The organism is Bacteroides oleiciplenus YIT 12058 (assembly GCF_000315485.1).
GTDB classification, from domain to species: domain Bacteria; phylum Bacteroidota; class Bacteroidia; order Bacteroidales; family Bacteroidaceae; genus Bacteroides; species Bacteroides oleiciplenus.
In genome coordinates this window covers 385,503-405,629 of the sequence record NZ_JH992945.1, presented here as the reverse complement: position 1 = coordinate 405,629, position 20,127 = coordinate 385,503, and the positions used below count along the sequence as shown (strand labels likewise).

The window sequence follows — 20,127 nt, the reverse complement described above, 5'->3', positions numbered from 1 at the left end:
GAAAATACTATGATTAGTAGGGAAGGCCATTCTCTTGTTGTAGGTGGTAGTAACGGTATAGGTTTAGCAATAGCGCTAATTCTGTCAGAGACTGGAAAGGTGACGATAATAGATAAGATTTGTTCTGATATTTTACTGCCGAGAAATGTCGATTTTATTCCTTTTGATTTACAATTTGATGATTATTCAGTTTTTGATGGTTTTATTGATGTCGATAAGTTGGTGATTACAGCAGGTGTAGGTAAACTTTCGCTTTTTGAAAATCTATCAGAAGACGAACTGGTGAGAACCATGCAAATCAATTCCATTGGAGTAATGCGTATTATCAAGCATTTCTATAATAGGATGAAGTCTAATGAGGACTTTTATTGTACAGTTTTAGTGAGCATATCTGGATTTATGTCCTCTCCTTTTTTCTCTGTTTATGGTGCATCAAAAGCCGCTCTAAAGATATTCATAGAGAGTTTGAACGTGGAGTTACTTAAAGGTGGATTTACCAATCAAATATTAAATGTTTCGCCAGGTTCTCTGAAAGGTACTAATTTTTCCGGTGGGAAGAATGATTTATCGCTAACTCGTCCATTTGCGGAAGAGATAATTAATCGTATGATGAAAAAAGAGGATCTCTTTATACCTAAATACGAAGAAATTTTCAAGGAGGTGTTATTTCGTTACAATAGTGACTTTAGAGCTGAAGGTGCATATAGCTACGATTATAAATTAAACAGTGGAAGAGTATAAGTATTTAGTGAAGTGGAAATGGTAATATAACGATAAATAGCCGAATAGATTATATGAATATTATTTGGGGATTAATAATATCGGTAGTTAATTACAAGCTTTTGTGTAAGGATGCAGCCCAAGGGATTGTGCTTTTTTGTGTTCTACTTGTTTGCTGTCCGGTATTTTTTTGGGGTGGTTTGTCATTGCAATATAGTTACGTATTTCTTCCATTCTTATATATATGGCATAAAAAATATAATAAATGTAACTATGATATAGCCTCTGCTATGAGTCCTTTTGTCTGGGTTTTCTTATTAACATTATTTGCTACAGTGCTTAGTTTAACTTTGTATAATGTAAAAGGTGGGGTAGCAGCTTTTGCCATCGTTGGTACTGTGAAATCTCTGTTTATTATTAATGTATTGTCAAAGACAAGTGTTTTTAGAGACCGATTTATATTCATCTTGACCTGTATTATCCTTATTAATAGTGTAGTGTTATGTATTGAGTTTAACCTGTTGAAAATATGGAGCCCGAATCGAGTTTTGGAGACGTGGATGCGGTTGTTTGGAAACATGGGGAATACGGGAAGTCTTGAATCTACACTTGAAAGAGGAGGTTCTATAGGACGTCTTCATGGCACATTTACCACTTCTTCTTTAGTTGGCTCTTTGAGTATGCTTGGAATAGGAATTTTTATAGTAAAATACTTTCAAGACTTGAGATGGGGCTCCATTCTTATGGTGTTGTGTAGTCTTTTTGTGGGGTTGTGCTCAAGTTCGAAGCGTTTCTTTCTGGGGGGAGTAGCTGTGTTAGTATTTTGTTTAATTATTAGATTGTTCTGGATTCGTACTTCCAAGAAAGATTATAAACTGCCTGTGGTTATTTTCTTTTTGGCCTTTATCGTAGTTGTGCTCTATAATTTATTAGGTGATGTTTTATATCTCGATTATTATCTCCAATATTTGACAGAGGGTAACATTGGGGGATCTCTCGAAACACGATTTGGTGAAGATGGTGCTGTAAATGCTATGAAAACTATAATAGTTAAGTATTGGTTGACTGGTTTAGGAGAATTTTCAATCAAAGATGTGAATGTAACAGACAGTCAATTTTATTGTACTTTTTATAAATCGGGTATATTGGGCGTGGCATTATACTTCGGTGTGTTTTATCGGTTGGCATTAAAAACCATTCGCTTAAAAAAATCTTATGTGGCAATTATTCTGTTTCTTATTGTATTTGAGTTTTTTATTAGTACGGAATTCTTTAGCCCACTTGGACTTATCCTTTTGTCTTACGTCATTTGTTCCCTTTATCAAAACAAGGCACAAGTGCAAGCTCATTAAGAGATTTAATTAAATGTGACATTTTTCGTATTGAATAATGATATTGAATAAAGAAAATAAAACTATTACTTCCGCTGCTATGGGTGTACTGATAGTGATTATCGTATCCAAAATAGTGGGATTTGTTGAAAGTGCTATGTTGGCGGCATATTTTGGTACGTCTGTAGAAGTGGATATGTTCTACTTGGCAAACACTATTGTTAATAATTTTGTCTTTACCATATTCTCTTGCTTGGCAGTTGTAGGGCTTACTATGTACAATACGGCAAGAAAAGATGATTCGGAAACCGGTAATAGGTTTATTTCGGCTTTATTATGTTCAATGTTGCCTTTTTCTTTCATCGTGACAGCTGTGATTTTTGTAATATCACCTTATATTTCATCATTAATGGCATCAAATTATACAGCAAAAGAGGTTGATTTGTTGACATTCTATATTAGAGAACTAAGTCTTGTGGCGATATTTTATGTTATTACAACAATATTTACTTGTGTGTTGAATGCGCATAAGAAATTTGTTCCCGGTGCGTTGATGGGGTGTGTGCAAAATTTGACACTTATTGTATTTATTGTATTTCTTTCTGATCAGATTGGTGTAAATGCGGTTGTCATTGGTTTTTTGGCTGCTTATCTGATACAAACAGCCGTGCTGTATATTTGTGTTCGGCGGGTATTAAAATTCAGACGTTTTTCTTATTCGAAAGATATAGATATAAAAAAATTATTCTTGTTAATTCTTCCTTTGTTATTAGGAGAAGCCGTAGGGGAGATAAATGCGTTGGTGGATCAATATCTCGCTACAAAGCAAGGTGTAGGATATGTATCAGGTTTGTCATACAGCGGTACGTTGAATGATGTTGTTTCTGCCTTGTTTATGCAAACTATGACAATTGTTCTTCTCTCATTTTTTTCAGCACTTGTAATCGAAAAGCGATATGATGAGATGATAAATGAGTTGAAAAAGATTATAAAATATATATCTTTAATGGTTATTCCTATCAGCATTGTTACCATATTTTGTGCAGATCATCTCGTTTCTTTTGTATTCGAACGCGGTAAATTTAATTCAGAAAGTGTATTTGTCACTTCACAGGCTTTAATAGGGTATGCCATAGGTTTTGTACCCCGTATTGTAATGGTGGTTGCCAAGCGTCCCTTTTTTGCCATAGAAAACACACGGATTCCAATGGCAATCGGTATGATTGCGATAACGATAAATATATCATTAACTATTCTGTTGTCAGGATTTTGGGGTATATTAGGTATAACCGTAGCAACAAGTATTTCACATATGGTTTCTTGTCTTCTCTATTTCAACAGGATAAACTCTGTTTTTGAAAATGTTTCGTGGAAAGACTGCTATGTCTTTTTTGCAAAAGTAGGCATTGCCGCCATTATATCGGCAATATTGACTTGTGCCGTGTTATACATAAAAATCGAAAGTCATTTTTATGTGTTAGTAGTCGCTACGGTAGTATGTTTTTGTACGTATTTGGGAGTTCTTCATACGCTTAAACTTACTGAGCTTAAAGCATTGACGTTGAAAATAAAAAATAAAATATCAAAATGACATTAAAACTACTTTATCGAAAAGCGTTGGTAAAAATAGCACATAGTTCTATCGGAGTTAAGATTGAATCATTTTTTAAGGGTTCGGCACAAATCCTTAATGAAGAGACTGGTAGGAAGTATCGTAGTGATATGCGAACCCGATTGGCTGTGAGCAATGTTGTGAGTGTAACTGAACTTGATGACAATAACCACTCTGAAAGTTATTTGAATTCTGAAGATAAAATAAGGATACGATTTTTTCATTGTAGTGAATCAACATTCAGTGTGATTCAGACAGTTTGTGAGAGTTTCAGAAATGATGAACGTTTTGATCTTCTTATCGTGCTTTTTGGGAATTCTCCTTACGGCATGATAAAGCAAATGCAGGATTTAAAGTTCAAGTATGTGGAGGATTATAATTATGATTTAAGTAAAGATTGCCCTGATATATCAGTACTTTATCATTTAGAGATAATCTATCCTCCACAACTGGAAAAAATAAGGGAGTTCTCTAAATATGTTGCTCTTGTGCCTTTGGGTATAGGGTCGATATGGTTTGGTGACCGAACGGTAAAACGCATGAATCTGCAACGCTATAATGCGGATATGTGTTGTGTTGGCAACCTTTGTTACAATCGTTTGATAGATGCCATAGGTCGGGATAAAATAGAACGAATATCACCAGCCCAGTTTGATTTGGCATATAGAGAACTTAATTCTCCAGTTTTTTATCCTAAAGGATGGGAAAAATTGAAGGGTAAGAAAACCGTAATGTTGATGACTGACCATGGTATTAGGATGCATGGCGTTTCTGACGAAGTGACTTTTGACCTTTATTTCAAGACAATTATGGATTATTGTAAAAGACATCAGGATATGGGCTTTATATTCAGATTACATCCATCTTTGATTCATGAGTTAGTAGGAACTTTTTGGTCTATAAAAGATTATGAAATATTTGTAGATTTCTGTAAAAATAGCCCTAATATAGTCTGGGATACAACCAGTGATTACTTGATAGGTTTGCATATAGCTGATGCTTGTATGGTGGATGTTAATTGTTCTTTGATTTATTTTGTATTGGCTGCTAATAAGCCGATTGGGATTCCTCTGAGATATGATATGAATGTAGAGGTTAATAATCCAGAGCTTGTTGAGAAGTATTACAAACTTAATTCAGATGAAAAGGTGGTAGAGTTTTTTGATATGGTAAGAAGTTCTGAAGACCCTAAGTGGTCAGGCAGGCAACAACTATTTGATAGATATATTGAAACTTTTGACGGAAAGAATGGATATCGCATTTACAATATAATTGTAAATCGTTATATGAAGTTATTTCTTTCTCCATTCAACAGCACAAAATAGAGGAAATGAGTAAGACATTGGTAGTAGGTTATTTCGGTTATTGTACCAATCAGCTTGATGGACAAACTGTAAAGACTCGTGGCGTTTATCGACTGGTCAGAGAACAGGTGGAAGGAGAGGTAGATTATTATGATACAGAAAATATTAAATATCACAGGCTTGGTATAGTCAAGTTACTCTGGAAGATGATTTGCTGTAGGATACTGTTTTATCTTCCGGCTCAAAATAATCTGAAATCATTTTTTCCCCTTGTCTTCTGTTTATCTGTTGTCTTCCGTTTTAAAATCCATTATTTTGTGGTAGGGGGATGGCTGAAAGAGTTTTTATTAGAAATGCCTGTTCATCGTTTTATGCTCAAACGTATAGCAGGCATCCATGTAGAAACACAGCGTTTGGAAAATGAGTTGAAACAATATTATCACTTTCAAAATGTGGATATCTTTCCAAACTTCCGTTTTTTTGAATTCGATTCTGAGCGTTTCAATTCAAGGAAGTTGAGACTGGTATTTATGGCGCGTGTCAACAAAATGAAGGGCTTGGACTGGATTTTCAATCTCGCAGACTATATCGCTAAAAATAAACTGCAAGATAAGTTTTCAATCACTTTTTTGGGACCCGTATCTGAAGATGATAGAACATTTTTTGAGGAAAACATTACAAAATATCCATTTGTGGATTATATGGGTATCTTGCAACCATCAGAGATTTATAATACAATCAGCCAGTATGATGTGATGCTTTTTCCTACACATTACTACTTTACCGAAGGTCTCCCAGTTTCCGTAGTAGATGCTTATATTTCCGGTATTCCTGTGATTGTAACTGAATGGAAACACTCTCATGAATTTGTGGAGGACGGACAGAGTGGATTTATCATTCCGTTTGAGAATGGACAGCAAAAATTGATAGATAAAGTAATGTTACTAGAAAAGGACAGGCGTTTATTACATACTATGCAGGCTAACGCTCTTATAAAACGCAAAGAGTTTCAGCCTCCTATATTAGATAGAATAACATCTTTTGTAAGAGATAACATGCTGAGAATCTGTTTTATATCTCGTGTTGAACAAAGTAAGGGGTTGGATACTTTGGTTGAAGTTTCGAAATGTCTTTGTGCTGCAGGTCTTTCTAAGATGGTTAAGATTGATTTTTATGGTCAGAAAAAGGATGACTATTTTGATATTTACTTATCAGATAATCCAATGTTTGAGTATAAAGGTGAGTTACAACCGTCTGAGGTAGTGCTTACATTGAAACAATATGATGTATTGATTTTTCCGTCACATTATGAAGGTGAAGGATGTCCGGGTATTTTGGTTGAGGCTTTGTCCGTAGGATTACCAATTATAGCATCTAATTGGAAATATAATGATGAGTTTATTATAGATGGTGTAAATGGATTTCTTTGTGACACTTTTAATGCAAAATCTTATTTGAAAGCAATAGAAGTAATACTCTTTGATAAACATCTGAGATTACAAATGTCGAAACATGCTTATTGGATGAGCGAGTATTATTCAGTAGAATATGTTAAGCATAGGTTGCAAGGGTATGTTGGTAATTCCATAAATTTGAATTGATAAAATAGGTAATTAAATAGAGGTTCAAAATAGTTTTTTTATACAAAAGAATCATATCATTATGCAAAACATTAAAATTGCCGTAATCGGTCTCGGTTACGTAGGGCTTCCTTTGGCTCGTCTTTTCTCGACAAAATATAAAACAGTAGGGTTTGATATGAATCAGGCGCGTGTGGATGCCTTGATGGGTGGACATGACGCAACGTTAGAGGTGTCAGACGAATTGCTACAGGATGCTATAAAAAATCATGGTTTCTTCTGTACCGCGAAGTTGGAGTACATAAAGGACTGTAACTTTTACGTGGTGGCTGTTCCTACTCCGGTAGATGTAAATAACCATCCTGACCTAAAACCTTTGTGGGGAGCCAGTGAGACGGTGGGTAAGGTTATATCCAAAGGGAATATTGTGGTGTATGAGTCTACGGTTTATCCCGGTGTAACGGAGGAGGAGTGCCTGCCTGTCGTAGAAAAGGTGTCTGGCTTGAAGTTCAATACGGATTTTTTTGCTGGCTATTCTCCCGAACGCATCAATCCGGGTGACAAGGAACATACAGTGGAGAAAATCAAGAAAGTGACTTCAGGTTCTACGCCGGAAATTGCGGACATTGTGGATGGGGTATATAATTCTGTTTTGGTGAATGGTACGCATAAAGCACCATCCATAAAAGTGGCAGAGGCTTCGAAGATTATTGAGAATTCACAGAGAGATGTGAATATTGCCTTCATGAATGAACTGGCTAAGATTTTTAATGCCATGGGCATTGATACCCACGACGTGATAGATGCTGCCGCTTCCAAGTGGAATTTTATCAAATTGAAACCCGGGCTGGTGGGGGGACATTGCATCGGTGTGGATCCCTATTATTTGATTCAGAAAGCTCAGGTATATGGAGTGCTTCCTCGAGTGATGTCGGCGGCTCGTCGATTAAATGATGGTATGGGGGACTATGTGGCTAATCAGGTCATTAAGTTGATGAACAAGAAGGGGGTACTGGTGAAGGATGCGAAGATTCTGTTGCTGGGTATCACATTTAAAGAGAATTGTCCGGATATTCGTAACACAAAGATTGTGGATATCTATTCTACATTGAGCGAATATAGTTCAAACATCACTGTATATGACCCGTGGGCGAATGGTATGCACGTGAAGCATGAATATGACATAGAACTGACCAATAAATCCTTGGAGGAGCTGAAAGAGGAGTTTGATGCCGTGATTCTTGGTGTGGCGCACGATGCTTTCAAACAGGAGGATATACGTACTTTCCTGAAATGTGAGAATGGTGTGGTATATGATGTAAAAGGTATGCTGAATCGTGAAATGATTGACGGAAGATTGTAATGCTCTCTGTAGTTTGTCCGGTATATAATGAAGCAAAATATATTGATGTCTGCATTCAGTCTATTTTGCTTCAGGATTATCCGAAAGAAAGGCTTGAAATAATATTTGTGGATGGTATGAGTGAGGATAGTACTCGAGATATAATTGGAGATTATGCCACGAAGTATCCTTTTATTCATTTGGTTGACAACGTAAAGCGAATAGTTCCGGTTGCAATGAATATAGGCATTAAGGCAGCTAAAGGAGATGTGATAATGCGTTTGGATGCCCACGCCCAATATCCTATCAATTATTTCTCGGTTTTGGAGAAAAAACTTTTTGAACTGAATGCAGATAATGTGGGGGTAGCTTGTCGGACGGATGTGCTAAATCGAAATTCAAAAACGCTTGCCATAAAGGAGGTATTAAGTAATAGGTTTGGTGTTGGAAATTCTACTTTTCGGTTGGGAGTTAACAAGCCGGTGAATGTAGATACTGTTCCTTTTGGTTGTTGGCGTAGAGGAGTGTTTGAGAAGTATGGGGAGTATGATGAAAGACTAATACGAAATCAGGACATAGAGCTGAATAAGCGTATAATTCGTGGGGGGGGACGCATTTTTTTAATTCCTGATACATACTGTATCTATTTGGCACGTGAAACTTTTAAAGGATTGGCTAGGAATAATTTTGGAAATGGGAAATGGAATATCTTGACTGTATATTATACTAGGCAGTTTCGCTCATTGTCCGTCAGACATTTTGTTCCATTGTTTTTTTTACTTTCACTTCTATTGCCAATAGTGTTATCTGTATTTTATATGCCATTAGTGTTGGTAACTTTATTGTCATTATTGCTATATACGCTTTGTATATCTACAATATGTTTATCACTTAGCCTAAATAGAAAGTTGAATTTTTACTATCTGTTAAGTTCTTTTATTGTATTGCATTTATCGTATGGCTGGGGATCATTTATGGGGATACTGAATGTGTGTAGAAAAAAGGGGGGAAACTTTTAATATGTTATTGAAAGTGTTTTTTGACCGTGGTGTATCGCTTTTCGGTTTGTTCTTTTTATTTCCTGTTTTATTACTAGTTGGCATTTTGATTCGTATCAAAATGCCAGATGGTCCTGTTATTTTTACCCAAAAGCGAGTAGGGCAATATGGACGATTATTTACCATGTATAAGTTTCGTTCTATGATGGTAAATCATTCTGGTAGTTCGATCTCTGTACAAGGAGAGAGTCGTATCACTCCTTTGGGAGCAAAATTACGGAAATATAAGTTGGATGAATTGCCCGAATTGTGGAATGTATTAATAGGGGACATGAGTTTTGTTGGTCCTCGACCGGATGTACCGGGGTACGCTGATAAATTAGAAGGTGAAAATAGAAGGATGTTACTATTAAAACCGGGTATCACTGGACCTGCGAGTTTAAAATACCGAAATGAAGAAGAATTATTAGCACAACAGGAAGAACCTCAAAGGTATAATGATGAGGTACTGTTCCCTGATAAAGTGAGAATTAATATAGAATATTTGGATCACTGGTCTTTTTGGAATGACATTAAAATCATTATTTATACGATATTGGGAAAAGATTTGTAATATCATAAAATGGTTATTTGCGCCTTATTATTTATGGCGTAAATAACCTTCCCTTTTATACTCTTACTTTTCTATTTATCGTTTTCTTCTAATCATATAATTCAATGGACAAGAGAATTTATCTTTGCCTTGCTCATATGAGCGGCAAGGAGCAAGACTTCATACGCGAAGCCTTTGATACCAACTGGGTAGTTCCTTTGGGACCCAATGTCAATGCTTTCGAAGACGACCTGAAACATTTTGTGGGACAGAATAAGGAAGTCGTTGCTTTATCGGCAGGTACAGCAGCTATCCATTTAGGTTTAATTCAGTTGGGGGTCAGTACAGGTGATGAAGTGATCTGCCAGTCATTCACTTTCTGTGCTTCAGCTAATCCTGTAGCTTATCAGGGGGCAACCCCTGTATTTATCGATAGTGAAGAAGACACTTGGAATATGGACCCTGCTTTACTGGAAGCAGCTATCAAAGACCGAATTGTGAAAACAGGTAAAAAGCCCAAAGCTATTCTTCCGGTTCATCTTTATGGTATGCCTGCCAGAATTGATGAGATTTGTGCTATTGCATCGAAATATGATATTCCTGTGTTGGAAGATGCTGCCGAGGCTTTAGGCTCTGAGTTCAAGGGACAAAAGTGTGGTACATTCGGTACTTTTGGTGTGTTGTCTTTCAATGGAAATAAGATGATCACTACTTCGGGTGGTGGCGCGTTAATCGTTCCTGATGAAGCGGCAAAGAAGCAGACCATGTTTTATGCTACGCAGGCTCGTGAACCTTTCCCTCATTACCAGCATGAAAAGATCGGTTACAATTATCGTATGAGTAATATCTGTGCAGGTATCGGTCGTGGTCAGATGACCGTATTGGATGAGCATATTGCGCATCACCGCCATGTACATGCTCTTTACGAGCAGGCTTTTGAAGGTGTGGACGGTATAACGTTGAAATCTAATCCTGATGATCGTTTCAACGCTAATTACTGGTTGTCTACTATTCTGATAGATCCTGTGAAGACCGGTACTACCTATGATGAGGTCCGCCGTAAACTCGATGAACGGGGAATTGAGACCCGTCCCTTGTGGAAGCCTATGCATCTTCAGCCTGTCTATGCCCATAATCCTTGCTATGTGAATGGTGTTTCTGAACGTTTGTTTAATATGGGTTTATGTATTCCTGCCGGTCCTTGGGTGACGGATGAAGATGTGGCATATATTGTAGAGCAAATAAAAGGTTGTTGCAAGAAATAATAGGATAAACTATTGCAGTTTTATTTTTAAGCCGGAATGATATTATTCCGGCTTTTTTCATTTAGGCATAATCATTAAGAAAATTATCGCATCTTTATTTGATAGTTGCATAAATAGTCGTACTTTTGTTTACAAGTAATATCAATGTGTAATTGTATGGCAACTGTATCATTGAAAATACGTCTGAATTATAATCAGATATTGGAGTTAACTCAACAACTCTCTGATGATGACAAATTGGAGTTGAGTCGTGCACTTGCTGTCGAAACGCGCGGCATTAAGTTGAGACGATTATTGAATGCTTTTAAAACAGATGAAATTTCACAAGTGGAAATAGATGCTGAAGTGGAAGCTGTTAGACAAGAGGCATATGAAAAACGATTGCGGGATAAAAATAATTGTTGATACAAATCTTTGGATTAGTTTTCTGATAGGTAAGAAGTTGTCTTGCCTGCTGGAACTCATATCCAACGGGAATATAGAGTTGGTTGTTTCTCAAGAACTTTTAGATGAGATTACAGACGTTGCCTTACGCCCTAAATTTGCGAAATATTTTTCTAAAGAACATTTCGATATGCTATGGGAATTTGTGACTCAAGAGACGTTATACTACAAAATAGATAATATTTCTTCTCGTTGCCGTGATCCTAAAGATGATTATTTATTAGAATTAGCGTTAGAGTCGGGAGCTGATTATTTGATAACCGGTGATAAAGATTTATTAATTGTAGAAAAAATTGGTTCTTGTCAGATTGTTACTGCTATAGAGTTTGATGCATTAGCCTCTTCATTAGGATATTCTTCGCTTCTTCATGAAGATTTAGAAGACTATTATGCTATCGTTATCGGAGAATAAATCTAAGGTAACCGTCCCCAAATGACGTATTGCTCAAAAACATATGTATAGCAGCAGTGATTTCGAGAGGCTTTTCATCCCTAAATGCAAAAGTAGTAGTATAAGTTATCTTAGGAACTTATCTTTTTGCTATTTCTTAATGTAGAGGACTTAATTTCTGATATTCAACAAAACATAAACTTTGTTTGTGGACAGATTTCCACATAATTGTGGAAAAAATACTCAAAACAGAAAAATACTTTTTATTTTGTAGTTGTTCAAGTAGTTGATATATAGCTAAATATGACTTTGATTATAGCTTTGGCATGCATCTTGCACTATATTATGTGAGAGCAAACAAGAAAAGTTTAACTTAAACAATTAGAATTATGAAAAAGTTATTTTTAGCAGTAGCATTGGTGATGGGATTGGGTACTTCAGTAGCATTTGCTAACAACATGGTATCAGAGGTTGAAATCGTAACGATGATCAACGAGTTTAAGCCCATTGATGTAAAGGAACTTCCTCAAGCGGTTCAGGATACCATTAAGGAAAAATACTCTGAGGCAACCATCAAAGAGGCAGCCGTTGAAGTTGCTGAAGATGGAACTAAGACTTATAAGGTAACATTGGTGGATGCTGCCGGTGCTGAAAACCCTGTTCTTTTCAATGAAAAAGGAGAGGTTCAGAAGTAATAGGTCTTTATTTATATCATAATTAAAAGGGAGGGGCAGAAATTTGATTTACTCATATCTGCTTCCTCCCTTTTTGCTTTTATTTACTATTTGTATCTTTTACATCGGTAAATTGGCAATTATATTTTTTGAACATATTGGTAATTTACCCTCTTGCCCCATATTTACGAATACTGTGGCGCAGAGTACTGTCCATTGGTCGCCATAAGTCATGGTACTGCTGTGGTTATAACCTAAACAATGCCCGTATTCGTGGAACATAGCTTGTCGGGCATAGTTGTGCGGATTAGATCCCAGCGGTGTTGCATCAAAATAGACTCCAGTATAACAGTAGTTCGCCAATCCGTAAGTGTTGCCACCTCCCAGACCGCCGACGCCTGATACGCAACCCAATACGAGTCCTCCATGACTGCGGATTCTCTGGCGTAATGCATCCAGATTGATGGCGTTTCCTCCGTTATCCTTCAGTTTGCCTTCATATTTGTTCATTTCTGTGTTAAACTCTTCGGAAGAGAACATGAAAGCCATGTTGATAGCCAATGCCACCCCGTGACGACATAATAATGGATTCATGTGCCGCCAGTAAGCGTGTCCGTTGTCGGCTGAATAAGCTGAGAAACGGATGAACCACCGGCTGTCTATCTGCTCTATCTTCTTCATATACGGGTCTTCCGTCCGGATAGTAAGCGTAACATCGTCACTGGAAAGTTCTGGTTGTGCAGGTATTACTATCTTTCTGCCGCTGCTGCTGGTGAATGTGCGGTCAGAACTTACGACAGGCAACGGGAAAGTGGCTTCCATGAAAGGATAGATCACATCGAAATGTGCCAACTCAAGGAATTCAGTACTGATTTTATTGAATCGACATAGAATAGTCACATCATGGATAGCAATCGGTGAGAAGAATTTAACCAGTAATTGATGTTCATCCGAGATAGATACTTGTAACGGTGCGTTTGCATAAAAGGAACGGTGCTTGCTGTCATAGAAGATATCTCGTGGCTCGTTGGCTAAAAACATGGTGTCAGTTTCGAAGCGGGAGAAATCTTCTTCACGGATATAAAGCAATCCGTCCAAACTTTCCGGATGCCGGTAGTCAATGCTGATGTGGGATATACGACCTGCCTCGATTTTGCAGTTACTGAAGCGGTATTTGTGTACAAACGATGTGCCGTCACTGCGATTTGACTCGATCGTTACAAATCCGGAAAGTGCCTCTTTACTTGGCAATGAGTAAAATGAACGACTTTCCGTGATGTCATAAGATTCAATACCTTCCGTACCGGAGTATTCGCCATTTGCACTGAGACCGGTATATATTCCTTTAGCATCATCAAATGTGATGTCAATTTTGCGGATAAAACGCCACATATAATCGGACGAGACGTTCAAGTCTATATCAATTTTGCCTACGCATCGCTCCAATGTCACTGTTTGCGATTCCGCAGCTTGCTCCTTACCAATGTGTAGCTCTATTTTTTTGTAAAAATAGATATCATCAAGAGGGGCTTTTGCCACCTGATTCAGCAGCCAGACATCTGACAATTGCTCAGGTTCGTTGATCGTCGCATTTGATTCTGGATTTGTGGTGGCTAGGAATACAACCGTATAGTCACCGTATCCCAATCCTTCAATGGTCAGTTTGGAGAAGTCTGCTTCCAGCTTTTGATACAGCGGTTTGAGTATTTCTCCCCGGTCATTGGCAATGGCATACCACATGCGGGCAATCTGTTCCGGTTCACCGTTGCGTGTCCGTATGGCAGAAGTATCATCTTCCTGCAATCCAAGAAGAAATGTTACCTGGCCGGAGGCAGGCGGTGTGAGGCCGTATTCTTGCTCAAGTTCGTTTGAGCAGTTCGTCAGCAACAATGCCAGAAATAATAGTATGATTTTTGCAATCTTCATAAATTCCTCCTTTATTTTTTTACACAACGTAAGGATGCAAACGCTTCCATCTGCAATTGTTTTTCGGCAATAGCAGTTGTTTCCTTGCCTTCAAACGGCAACCAGTAAGTCCATGCATAACCACCTGGACAGCCGTTACGTTCGCTTGTCCATAGCACGGCTCTTTTTCCGAAAGACGGATTATTGGTGGTAGACTTATCACCTTTTCCGCCTGCCAGCGGGATGATAAGGTAACGTCCGGTATCTTCTGAAGTAAATCTCACATAGTGTTGCGTTCCTGTTACACCAGTCGGGGTAGTCAGGGTTCCTTCGCCAACGTGGAGTGTAGCGGTTATTTTTTCCCCGTTTCCTGCTGTATAAGTGCCGGGAATTTCCTGCCCTTTGGGGAGAAGAGAGTTTAGTTCGTTGCGGGTTGGCACACGGTAACCTTCCGGACAAGGCATATGGGTATCGCTTTGCCAGGGTATGTCGGCTGTTTGATTACCTAGATTGTTTGAGGGTTTATATCCTTGCCAGGGGATATACATATACTTCCGTCCATACTGGAACAAACCACCGATACTGCTGAGCCAACCATTATGGTACATCTCCTCAACAGTAGCACCGTCTAAAGGATATACCTGGTCTTCCAGATCCCGGCTACGTGCATTGAACGCCATCCAAATACTACCACCCATTTCAACGGTCTCAATCTGCTTGTCGCTCGGAGCCACACGAATTTCTACATAATCATAAGAGCCGGTCAGCAAAGCATTTTTTAAATGTACCAGAATTGTATAGCCCAGTCGGCCACTGCCTTGTGCGGCTACCGATACATTGAATGCCGACACTATGCCTTCTGTTTCTTCAGATACCGACATTTCACTGAGATTCACGCCACTGTCAGTACCCTCAGTAGCTGATATGTCAATCCGGGTGTCGGAAATAAATGCCAGCTTCATGTCACTGACTCCTGTGGCGGGTACCTCTACTATATTATTCTCATAATCTACTGTTACTCCTTCCGGAATTTTGGATTGGGAAGCATTAAGCAGGATACGATGCTCCGTATCAGGTTTCCCGATAATCGTTTCGCCTTCTTCCCAAGGCTTGATTTCGAAGATTCCTTCTACTGTGGCACCTACATTGAGTACTGACAGTTCGTAAACTTTGTTGCGTTCTATACTTGGTAATTGCATCTTTAGCCTGATGGGGATATCATCGTATGTACCCCGCAGGATGATATTTACAGGACGCGTACTCTCGAAAATGCGGAATATTCCCTGTTGTTCTCCACCGAAAGCAGGCTCAAATTTCTTTAAGTAACTTACTGTTTTATCTGATGCGGAAGTGTTTTCGATGAACGGATATGTTTCAGCCGGAGCATCCTCTATGATTACTTCTTTGATTAATGTTTTGCTGTCTGCTGTGGTATTCAGGTCTATACGAGCTACACCGCGTTTCATGCCAACGTTAATTTCCTGACTACTGCGTGTTTGGGGAGTATTTTCCAATTCAACAACTGCAGCCATAAAGTCAGGAGCTGAATTATTATGCAGTCCTTCGCCGATGGTCATATTGCGGAATTCTTCTTCGGTAATGTTTCCTTCCTGAACCGGAAGTGTCACTCCGGTGAGGAAGTATAGCCGTGATCCGCTGAGTGCGGAAATACTGGACTGACCATTGGATTCGGGAGTCAATTGTTGCATTTTGTACAGGTTACCATCGCTGAACTGGAAAACTGACACATCCCGTAGTTCCTCAGAAGAATCTGAACCGGAAGTCGTAATACCTTTTACTACTAATGAATAAGTTTGCTGTTTATCTTCTCCCTCAGACGGTGCATCGTCTGAGCAGGCGCCTAAAAACAACGTTCCGAGCAAGGCGGGAACGATGAATTTTTTGTAAGGGTGATTCATGCTTTTTGTAAAATGTTATATTGAATATTGATAGCTCTTTCGGACTTTTTCCGAAAGCGGGTGCAAAAATATATAATTTTTCAATATGGGAGTTTTTTAGTATCGAAATTTGAGACATTCCTGAAATATAAGTTACTTTATAGTTTTAAATCTCCAAAGTCTCATCAATGGTATTGGGTATGGGTAGAAGTTTATATGCATAATTATCTAAAAGCGAATGAGGGTACCTTCACAGGCACCCTCATTCGCTTTTATGACTTATTCACTACAAAGCATTATTTTATTCTTTTGTAGCCATATACTGGAAGTCCGCTTAGTTCTTCTTCGATACGCAACAGTTGGTTGTACTTAGCCATGCGATCGGAGCGGCTTAACGAACCGGTCTTGATCTGTCCGCTGTTGGTTGCTACGGCGATGTCGGCAATGGTGGCATCTTCCGTTTCGCCGGAGCGGTGGGAAGTAACCGTGGTGTAGCCGTGGCGGTGAGCCATCTCGATAGCATCCAGCGTTTCGCTGAGCGAACCGATCTGATTGACTTTGATGAGGATGGAATTGGCACAGCCCATGGCAATACCTTTGGCAAGGAACTCTACGTTTGTCACAAACAAATCGTCTCCTACCAGCTGGCAACGATCACCGATACGTTCGGTCAGCTTCTTCCAGCCGTCCCAGTCGTTTTCGCTCATTCCGTCCTCAATGGAGTCAATCGGGTATTTATTAATCAAATATTCCAAGTAATCTATCTGTTCATCGGCAGTACGCTTCTTACCTTTCTCTCCTTCGAAGAGAGTATAGTCGTACACTCCATTCTTATAGAACTCTGATGATGCGCAGTCCATACCGATTTTTACATCCTTGCCCGGTTCGTAACCTGCGGCTTTGATAGCTGCCATGATAGAATCCAGTGCGTCTTCAGTTCCGTTCAATGCAGGGGCAAAGCCTCCTTCATCTCCTACGGCAGTGCTCAGACCGCGGTCGTGCAATACTTTTTTCAAGGCGTGGAATACTTCAGTACCCATGCGCAGGCCTTCACGGAAAGAAGGTGCACCTACAGGGCGGATCATGAATTCCTGGAAAGCAATGGGAGCATCGCTATGTGAACCACCGTTGATGATATTCATCATGGGGACAGGCATAACGTAAGTATTTACTCCGCCGATATATCTGTATAAAGGTATGTCGAGGTAATTTGCAGCAGCCTTGGCAACAGCCAAAGAAACACCCAGAATGGCATTGGCACCCAATTTTGATTTGGTGGGAGTACCGTCCAGTTCCAGCATCTTCTTGTCAATGGCACGTTGTTCCAATGCCGACCAGCCGATGAGGGCCGGAGCGATGACAGTATTTACGTTCTCTACGGCTTTCAGAGTTCCTTTACCACCGTAGCGTTTCGGATCTTTATCGCGTAATTCCAGTGCTTCGTGTTCACCGGTTGAAGCACCCGATGGTACGGCTGCACGTCCCATAACACCACATTCCAAAACTACGTCCACTTCTGCTGTGGGATTACCGCGTGAATCAAGTATTTCGCGGGCTACAATCTTTTCAATTTTCATAATTATCTTCTTAATTTAAACAATAGTTTTCTAGAGATAATGCGCTTTCAATGACGTCGTCTGTCAGTGAAAAGTCGATCAGGCGTCTCAACTCCTTCAGTTCATCCGAATAGAGGGCGCAATAAAAGCCTTTTACTGGCATCCGGAGAAATATCTTGCGGGCGTTCTTCATGTTCTTGTTCAACTCTTGATAATATTCGCCGTCGATAGAGTTGATATATTGGCAGAAATGTTCGAATTCATCTTCCGTGAAGGTGAAGAAAAGATTGCCGAATTCTACATGGTAGGCGTGGCACTTAGTACAAAAGGAGATAAAACCGTTTGTTGTCCGCTTCAGTATTTCTTCCATAAGCTGATTTTTGTTTGCTGCAAAGGTCGCACAAATGAGGAGATGGGGCAATACCTACAAATAGTGAATATCCTTTCTGCCAATACTTATATATTGTTATCTGTGAATTTTGTCATATTGTAATCTATAGCCTTGTATTCTCCCTCCTGTAATCTTTATTACTTCCCTTTTGTAATCTCAACTCTTTTTGTATCTTTGTTCCCGACCCCAAATCTATTACAAAATGAAAGTACTAACTATCCATGATCTGAAAATTATCAAGAAAAGGGCAGAAGGCACGCTCTTGCTACGCGAAGAAAGCAATGAGACAGTTGCCGCGCAATGCTGTGGGTTGGCATTGGGAACCGAGCATCTGCAAATTCTGATCTGTGGTGGTACAGGTTGCAAGGCATCCGACAGCCACATCATTGCTGAACGTCTTCAGCAAGCACTCGAGAGAAATAATATTGCCGACAAGGTGGACATTATCACTACCGGTTGTTTCGGCTTTTGTGAAAAGGGACCTATCGTAAAGATTATCCCTGATAACACTTTCTATACCCAGGTGGTTCCTGATGATGCCGACGAGATAGTCGGCGAGCATATCATTGGGGGACGGAAAATAGAACGGCTGCTCTATATAGATCCGAAGACGGAGAAAACCGTCAGTGACTCCAAGCATATGGATTTCTATCGGAAGCAGATGCGTATCGCTTTGCGTAACTGCGGTTTCATCGATCCCGAAAATATTGAGGAATATATTGCACTGGATGGCTATATGGCATTGGCAGATAGTCTGCTCCATAAGAAGCCGGAGGAAGTGATTGACGTGATAAAACGTTCCGGACTTCGCGGACGCGGTGGTGGCGGTTTCCCTACAGGGAAGAAGTGGGAGTTTGCCCATAAGCAACAGGCTGATATGAAATATGTGGTGTGTAATGCCGATGAAGGAGACCCCGGTGCTTTTATGGACCGCTCCATCATGGAAGGTGATCCGCATTCCATTGTTGAGGCAATGGCAGTTTGCGGTTATTCCATTGGTTCTCCGAAAGGATTGGTATATATCCGGGCAGAATATCCGCTGGCCATACAAAGATTGAAAATAGCTATTACCCAGGCACGTGAATACGGGCTATTGGGAAAGAATATATTCGGTACGGATTTCAGTTTTGATATTGAGATACGTTACGGCGCGGGAGCATTCGTATGCGGTGAGGAAACTGCCCTGATCCACTCTATGGAAGGAAAGCGCGGTGAACCTACTTTGAAACCTCCTTTCCCTGCCGAAGCCGGTTATCTGGGCAAGCCGACCAATGTGAATAATGTGGAGACGCTTGCCAATATTCCTATCATTCTGACGAAAGGTGCGGAATGGTTTGCGTCTATCGGCACGGAACGTTCGAAAGGGACAAAAGTATTTGCCCTGGCCGGTAAGATTAACAACGTCGGCTTGATAGAAGTGCCAATGGGTACGACACTGCGTGAGGTGATTTATGAAATTGGCGGTGGCATTAAGGGAGGAAAGAAATTCAAGGCGGTGCAGACGGGCGGACCTTCGGGGGGATGCCTGACAGAAAAGCACTTGGATACACCGATTGACTTTGACAACTTGCTAGCGGAAGGCTCGATGATGGGCTCCGGTGGTATGATTGTAATGGATGAAGATGATTGTATGGTTTCTGTGTCACGCTTCTATCTTGATTTTACGGTGGAAGAATCATGCGGAAAATGTACGCCCTGCCGTATTGGTAACAAGCGTCTGCTGGAACTGCTGAACAAGATAACCGAAGGACGAGGCACGATGAAAGATCTGGATGCACTCTCTACATTGGGAAAGGTGATAAAGGATACTGCCTTGTGTGGGCTGGGACAGACTTCACCCAATCCGGTACTGTCTACGCTCAATAACTTTTATGATGAATACGTGGAGCATGTAAGGGATAAAACCTGCCGGGCGAAGCAGTGCAAATCATTACTGACTTATACCATTAATCCGGAACTGTGCATTGGTTGCCATCTTTGCTTTAAGCATTGTCCGGCGGATGCCATTCTGGGTGATGTGCGCAAACCGCATGTCATCAATCCGGACAAGTGCATCAAGTGCGGCATGTGCATGGCACGCTGTAAATTCAAAGCAATCAATGTAGTTTAAGGGAACTAAACTGA

General features: G+C 39.8%; 17 protein-coding genes. 13 read left to right on the top strand and 4 right to left on the bottom strand.

The features are described 5' to 3' along the window. Positions 1–9 precede the first annotated feature (9 nt). The 12 genes from HMPREF9447_RS24555 (at position 10) to HMPREF9447_RS24500 (ending at position 12,274) form a co-directional block, all read left to right on the top strand. Positions 10–741, top strand: coding sequence for an SDR family NAD(P)-dependent oxidoreductase (locus HMPREF9447_RS24555; protein ID WP_009132375.1), 732 nt, complete (start codon positions 10–12; stop codon positions 739–741). A 53-nt stretch (positions 742–794) separates the two neighbouring features. Continuing rightward, positions 795–2,072 carry a hypothetical protein gene (locus HMPREF9447_RS24550; protein ID WP_009132374.1) on the top strand — a complete coding sequence of 426 codons (1,278 nt, stop codon included), beginning with the start codon at positions 795–797 and terminating at the stop codon, positions 2,070–2,072. 43 nt (positions 2,073–2,115) lie between these two features. Beyond that, on the top strand, positions 2,116–3,642 hold the full coding sequence (murJ, locus tag HMPREF9447_RS24545) for a murein biosynthesis integral membrane protein MurJ (protein ID WP_157225289.1): 1,527 nt from the start codon (positions 2,116–2,118) through the stop codon (positions 3,640–3,642). After that, on the top strand, positions 3,639–4,988 hold the full coding sequence (locus HMPREF9447_RS24540; protein ID WP_009132372.1) for a hypothetical protein: 1,350 nt from the start codon (positions 3,639–3,641) through the stop codon (positions 4,986–4,988). The genes murJ and HMPREF9447_RS24540 overlap by 4 nt, the downstream gene beginning before the upstream one ends. Positions 4,989–4,993: 5 nt before the next feature. Next, on the top strand, positions 4,994–6,568 hold the full coding sequence (locus HMPREF9447_RS24535) for a glycosyltransferase (RefSeq protein WP_009132371.1): 1,575 nt from the start codon (positions 4,994–4,996) through the stop codon (positions 6,566–6,568). Between the two features lie 61 nt (positions 6,569–6,629). Further along, a complete protein-coding gene (locus HMPREF9447_RS24530; protein ID WP_009132370.1) occupies positions 6,630–7,910 on the top strand; it encodes a nucleotide sugar dehydrogenase in 1,281 nt (426 codons plus the stop codon). After that, on the top strand, positions 7,910–8,908 hold the full coding sequence (locus HMPREF9447_RS24525; RefSeq protein ID WP_009132369.1) for a glycosyltransferase family 2 protein: 999 nt from the start codon (positions 7,910–7,912) through the stop codon (positions 8,906–8,908). Before HMPREF9447_RS24530 ends, HMPREF9447_RS24525 begins: the two co-directional genes overlap by 1 nt. 1 nt (position 8,909) lies before the next feature. Then, positions 8,910–9,500 carry a sugar transferase gene (locus tag HMPREF9447_RS24520; protein ID WP_009132368.1) on the top strand — a complete coding sequence of 197 codons (591 nt, stop codon included), beginning with the start codon at positions 8,910–8,912 and terminating at the stop codon, positions 9,498–9,500. Between the two features lie 104 nt (positions 9,501–9,604). Beyond that, positions 9,605–10,744: a DegT/DnrJ/EryC1/StrS family aminotransferase gene (locus HMPREF9447_RS24515; protein ID WP_009132367.1), complete on the top strand. Its 1,140-nt coding sequence runs from the start codon at positions 9,605–9,607 to the stop codon at positions 10,742–10,744. A 156-nt stretch (positions 10,745–10,900) separates the two neighbouring features. Next, entirely contained in the window at positions 10,901–11,149 is a 249-nt protein-coding gene (gene vap15 / locus HMPREF9447_RS24510) for a type II toxin-antitoxin system VapB15 family antitoxin (RefSeq protein WP_044138661.1), read from the top strand. Further along, positions 11,115–11,600: a putative toxin-antitoxin system toxin component, PIN family gene (locus tag HMPREF9447_RS24505; protein WP_009132365.1), complete on the top strand. Its 486-nt coding sequence runs from the start codon at positions 11,115–11,117 to the stop codon at positions 11,598–11,600. Before vap15 ends, HMPREF9447_RS24505 begins: the two co-directional genes overlap by 35 nt. Before the next feature lie 368 nt (positions 11,601–11,968). Then, positions 11,969–12,274: a hypothetical protein gene (locus HMPREF9447_RS24500; protein ID WP_009132364.1), complete on the top strand. Its 306-nt coding sequence runs from the start codon at positions 11,969–11,971 to the stop codon at positions 12,272–12,274. 99 nt (positions 12,275–12,373) lie between these two features. On the opposite strand, the gene HMPREF9447_RS24495 is transcribed toward HMPREF9447_RS24500, so the two are convergent. From HMPREF9447_RS24495 to HMPREF9447_RS24480, 4 genes are all read right to left on the bottom strand, one after another. Next, a complete protein-coding gene (locus HMPREF9447_RS24495) occupies positions 12,374–14,179 on the bottom strand; it encodes a FimB/Mfa2 family fimbrial subunit (RefSeq protein WP_009132363.1) in 1,806 nt (601 codons plus the stop codon). An 11-nt stretch (positions 14,180–14,190) separates the two neighbouring features. Further along, positions 14,191–16,077, bottom strand: a complete 1,887-nt coding sequence (locus HMPREF9447_RS24490; protein ID WP_009132362.1) for an FISUMP domain-containing protein — start codon at positions 16,075–16,077, stop codon at positions 14,191–14,193. A 275-nt stretch (positions 16,078–16,352) separates the two neighbouring features. Further along, positions 16,353–17,633, bottom strand: a complete 1,281-nt coding sequence (gene eno / locus HMPREF9447_RS24485) for a phosphopyruvate hydratase (RefSeq protein ID WP_009132361.1) — start codon at positions 17,631–17,633, stop codon at positions 16,353–16,355. A gap of 10 nt (positions 17,634–17,643) precedes the next feature. Beyond that, complete coding sequence (locus HMPREF9447_RS24480) at positions 17,644–17,982, bottom strand: DUF6686 family protein (protein ID WP_009132360.1); 339 nt, start codon at positions 17,980–17,982, stop codon at positions 17,644–17,646. 223 nt (positions 17,983–18,205) lie between these two features. On the opposite strand from HMPREF9447_RS24480, the gene nuoF reads away from it, so the two are divergent. Continuing rightward, positions 18,206–20,113 carry an NADH-quinone oxidoreductase subunit NuoF gene (gene nuoF, locus HMPREF9447_RS24475; protein WP_009132359.1) on the top strand — a complete coding sequence of 636 codons (1,908 nt, stop codon included), beginning with the start codon at positions 18,206–18,208 and terminating at the stop codon, positions 20,111–20,113. Positions 20,114–20,127: the final 14 nt, after the last annotated feature.

Bases quoted from the DNA above. Each gene is read 5' to 3' on its own strand.
- eno (WP_009132361.1), bottom strand. From the start codon at position 17,633: ATGAAAATTGAAAAGATTGTAGCCCGCGAAATACTTGATTCACGCGGT.
- HMPREF9447_RS24550 (WP_009132374.1), top strand. From the start codon at position 795: ATGAATATTATTTGGGGATTAATAATATCGGTAGTTAATTACAAGCTT.
- HMPREF9447_RS24515 (WP_009132367.1), top strand. From the start codon at position 9,605: ATGGACAAGAGAATTTATCTTTGCCTTGCTCATATGAGCGGCAAGGAG.
- HMPREF9447_RS24525 (WP_009132369.1), top strand. From the start codon at position 7,910: ATGCTCTCTGTAGTTTGTCCGGTATATAATGAAGCAAAATATATTGAT.
- HMPREF9447_RS24505 (WP_009132365.1), top strand. From the start codon at position 11,115: ATGAAAAACGATTGCGGGATAAAAATAATTGTTGATACAAATCTTTGG.
- HMPREF9447_RS24520 (WP_009132368.1), top strand. From the start codon at position 8,910: ATGTTATTGAAAGTGTTTTTTGACCGTGGTGTATCGCTTTTCGGTTTG.
- HMPREF9447_RS24490 (WP_009132362.1), bottom strand. From the start codon at position 16,077: ATGAATCACCCTTACAAAAAATTCATCGTTCCCGCCTTGCTCGGAACG.
- nuoF (WP_009132359.1), top strand. From the start codon at position 18,206: ATGAAAGTACTAACTATCCATGATCTGAAAATTATCAAGAAAAGGGCA.
- HMPREF9447_RS24480 (WP_009132360.1), bottom strand. From the start codon at position 17,982: ATGGAAGAAATACTGAAGCGGACAACAAACGGTTTTATCTCCTTTTGT.
- HMPREF9447_RS24540 (WP_009132372.1), top strand. From the start codon at position 3,639: ATGACATTAAAACTACTTTATCGAAAAGCGTTGGTAAAAATAGCACAT.
- HMPREF9447_RS24555 (WP_009132375.1), top strand. From the start codon at position 10: ATGATTAGTAGGGAAGGCCATTCTCTTGTTGTAGGTGGTAGTAACGGT.
- vap15 (WP_044138661.1), top strand. From the start codon at position 10,901: ATGGCAACTGTATCATTGAAAATACGTCTGAATTATAATCAGATATTG.
- HMPREF9447_RS24495 (WP_009132363.1), bottom strand. From the start codon at position 14,179: ATGAAGATTGCAAAAATCATACTATTATTTCTGGCATTGTTGCTGACG.
- HMPREF9447_RS24530 (WP_009132370.1), top strand. From the start codon at position 6,630: ATGCAAAACATTAAAATTGCCGTAATCGGTCTCGGTTACGTAGGGCTT.
- HMPREF9447_RS24500 (WP_009132364.1), top strand. From the start codon at position 11,969: ATGAAAAAGTTATTTTTAGCAGTAGCATTGGTGATGGGATTGGGTACT.
- HMPREF9447_RS24535 (WP_009132371.1), top strand. From the start codon at position 4,994: ATGAGTAAGACATTGGTAGTAGGTTATTTCGGTTATTGTACCAATCAG.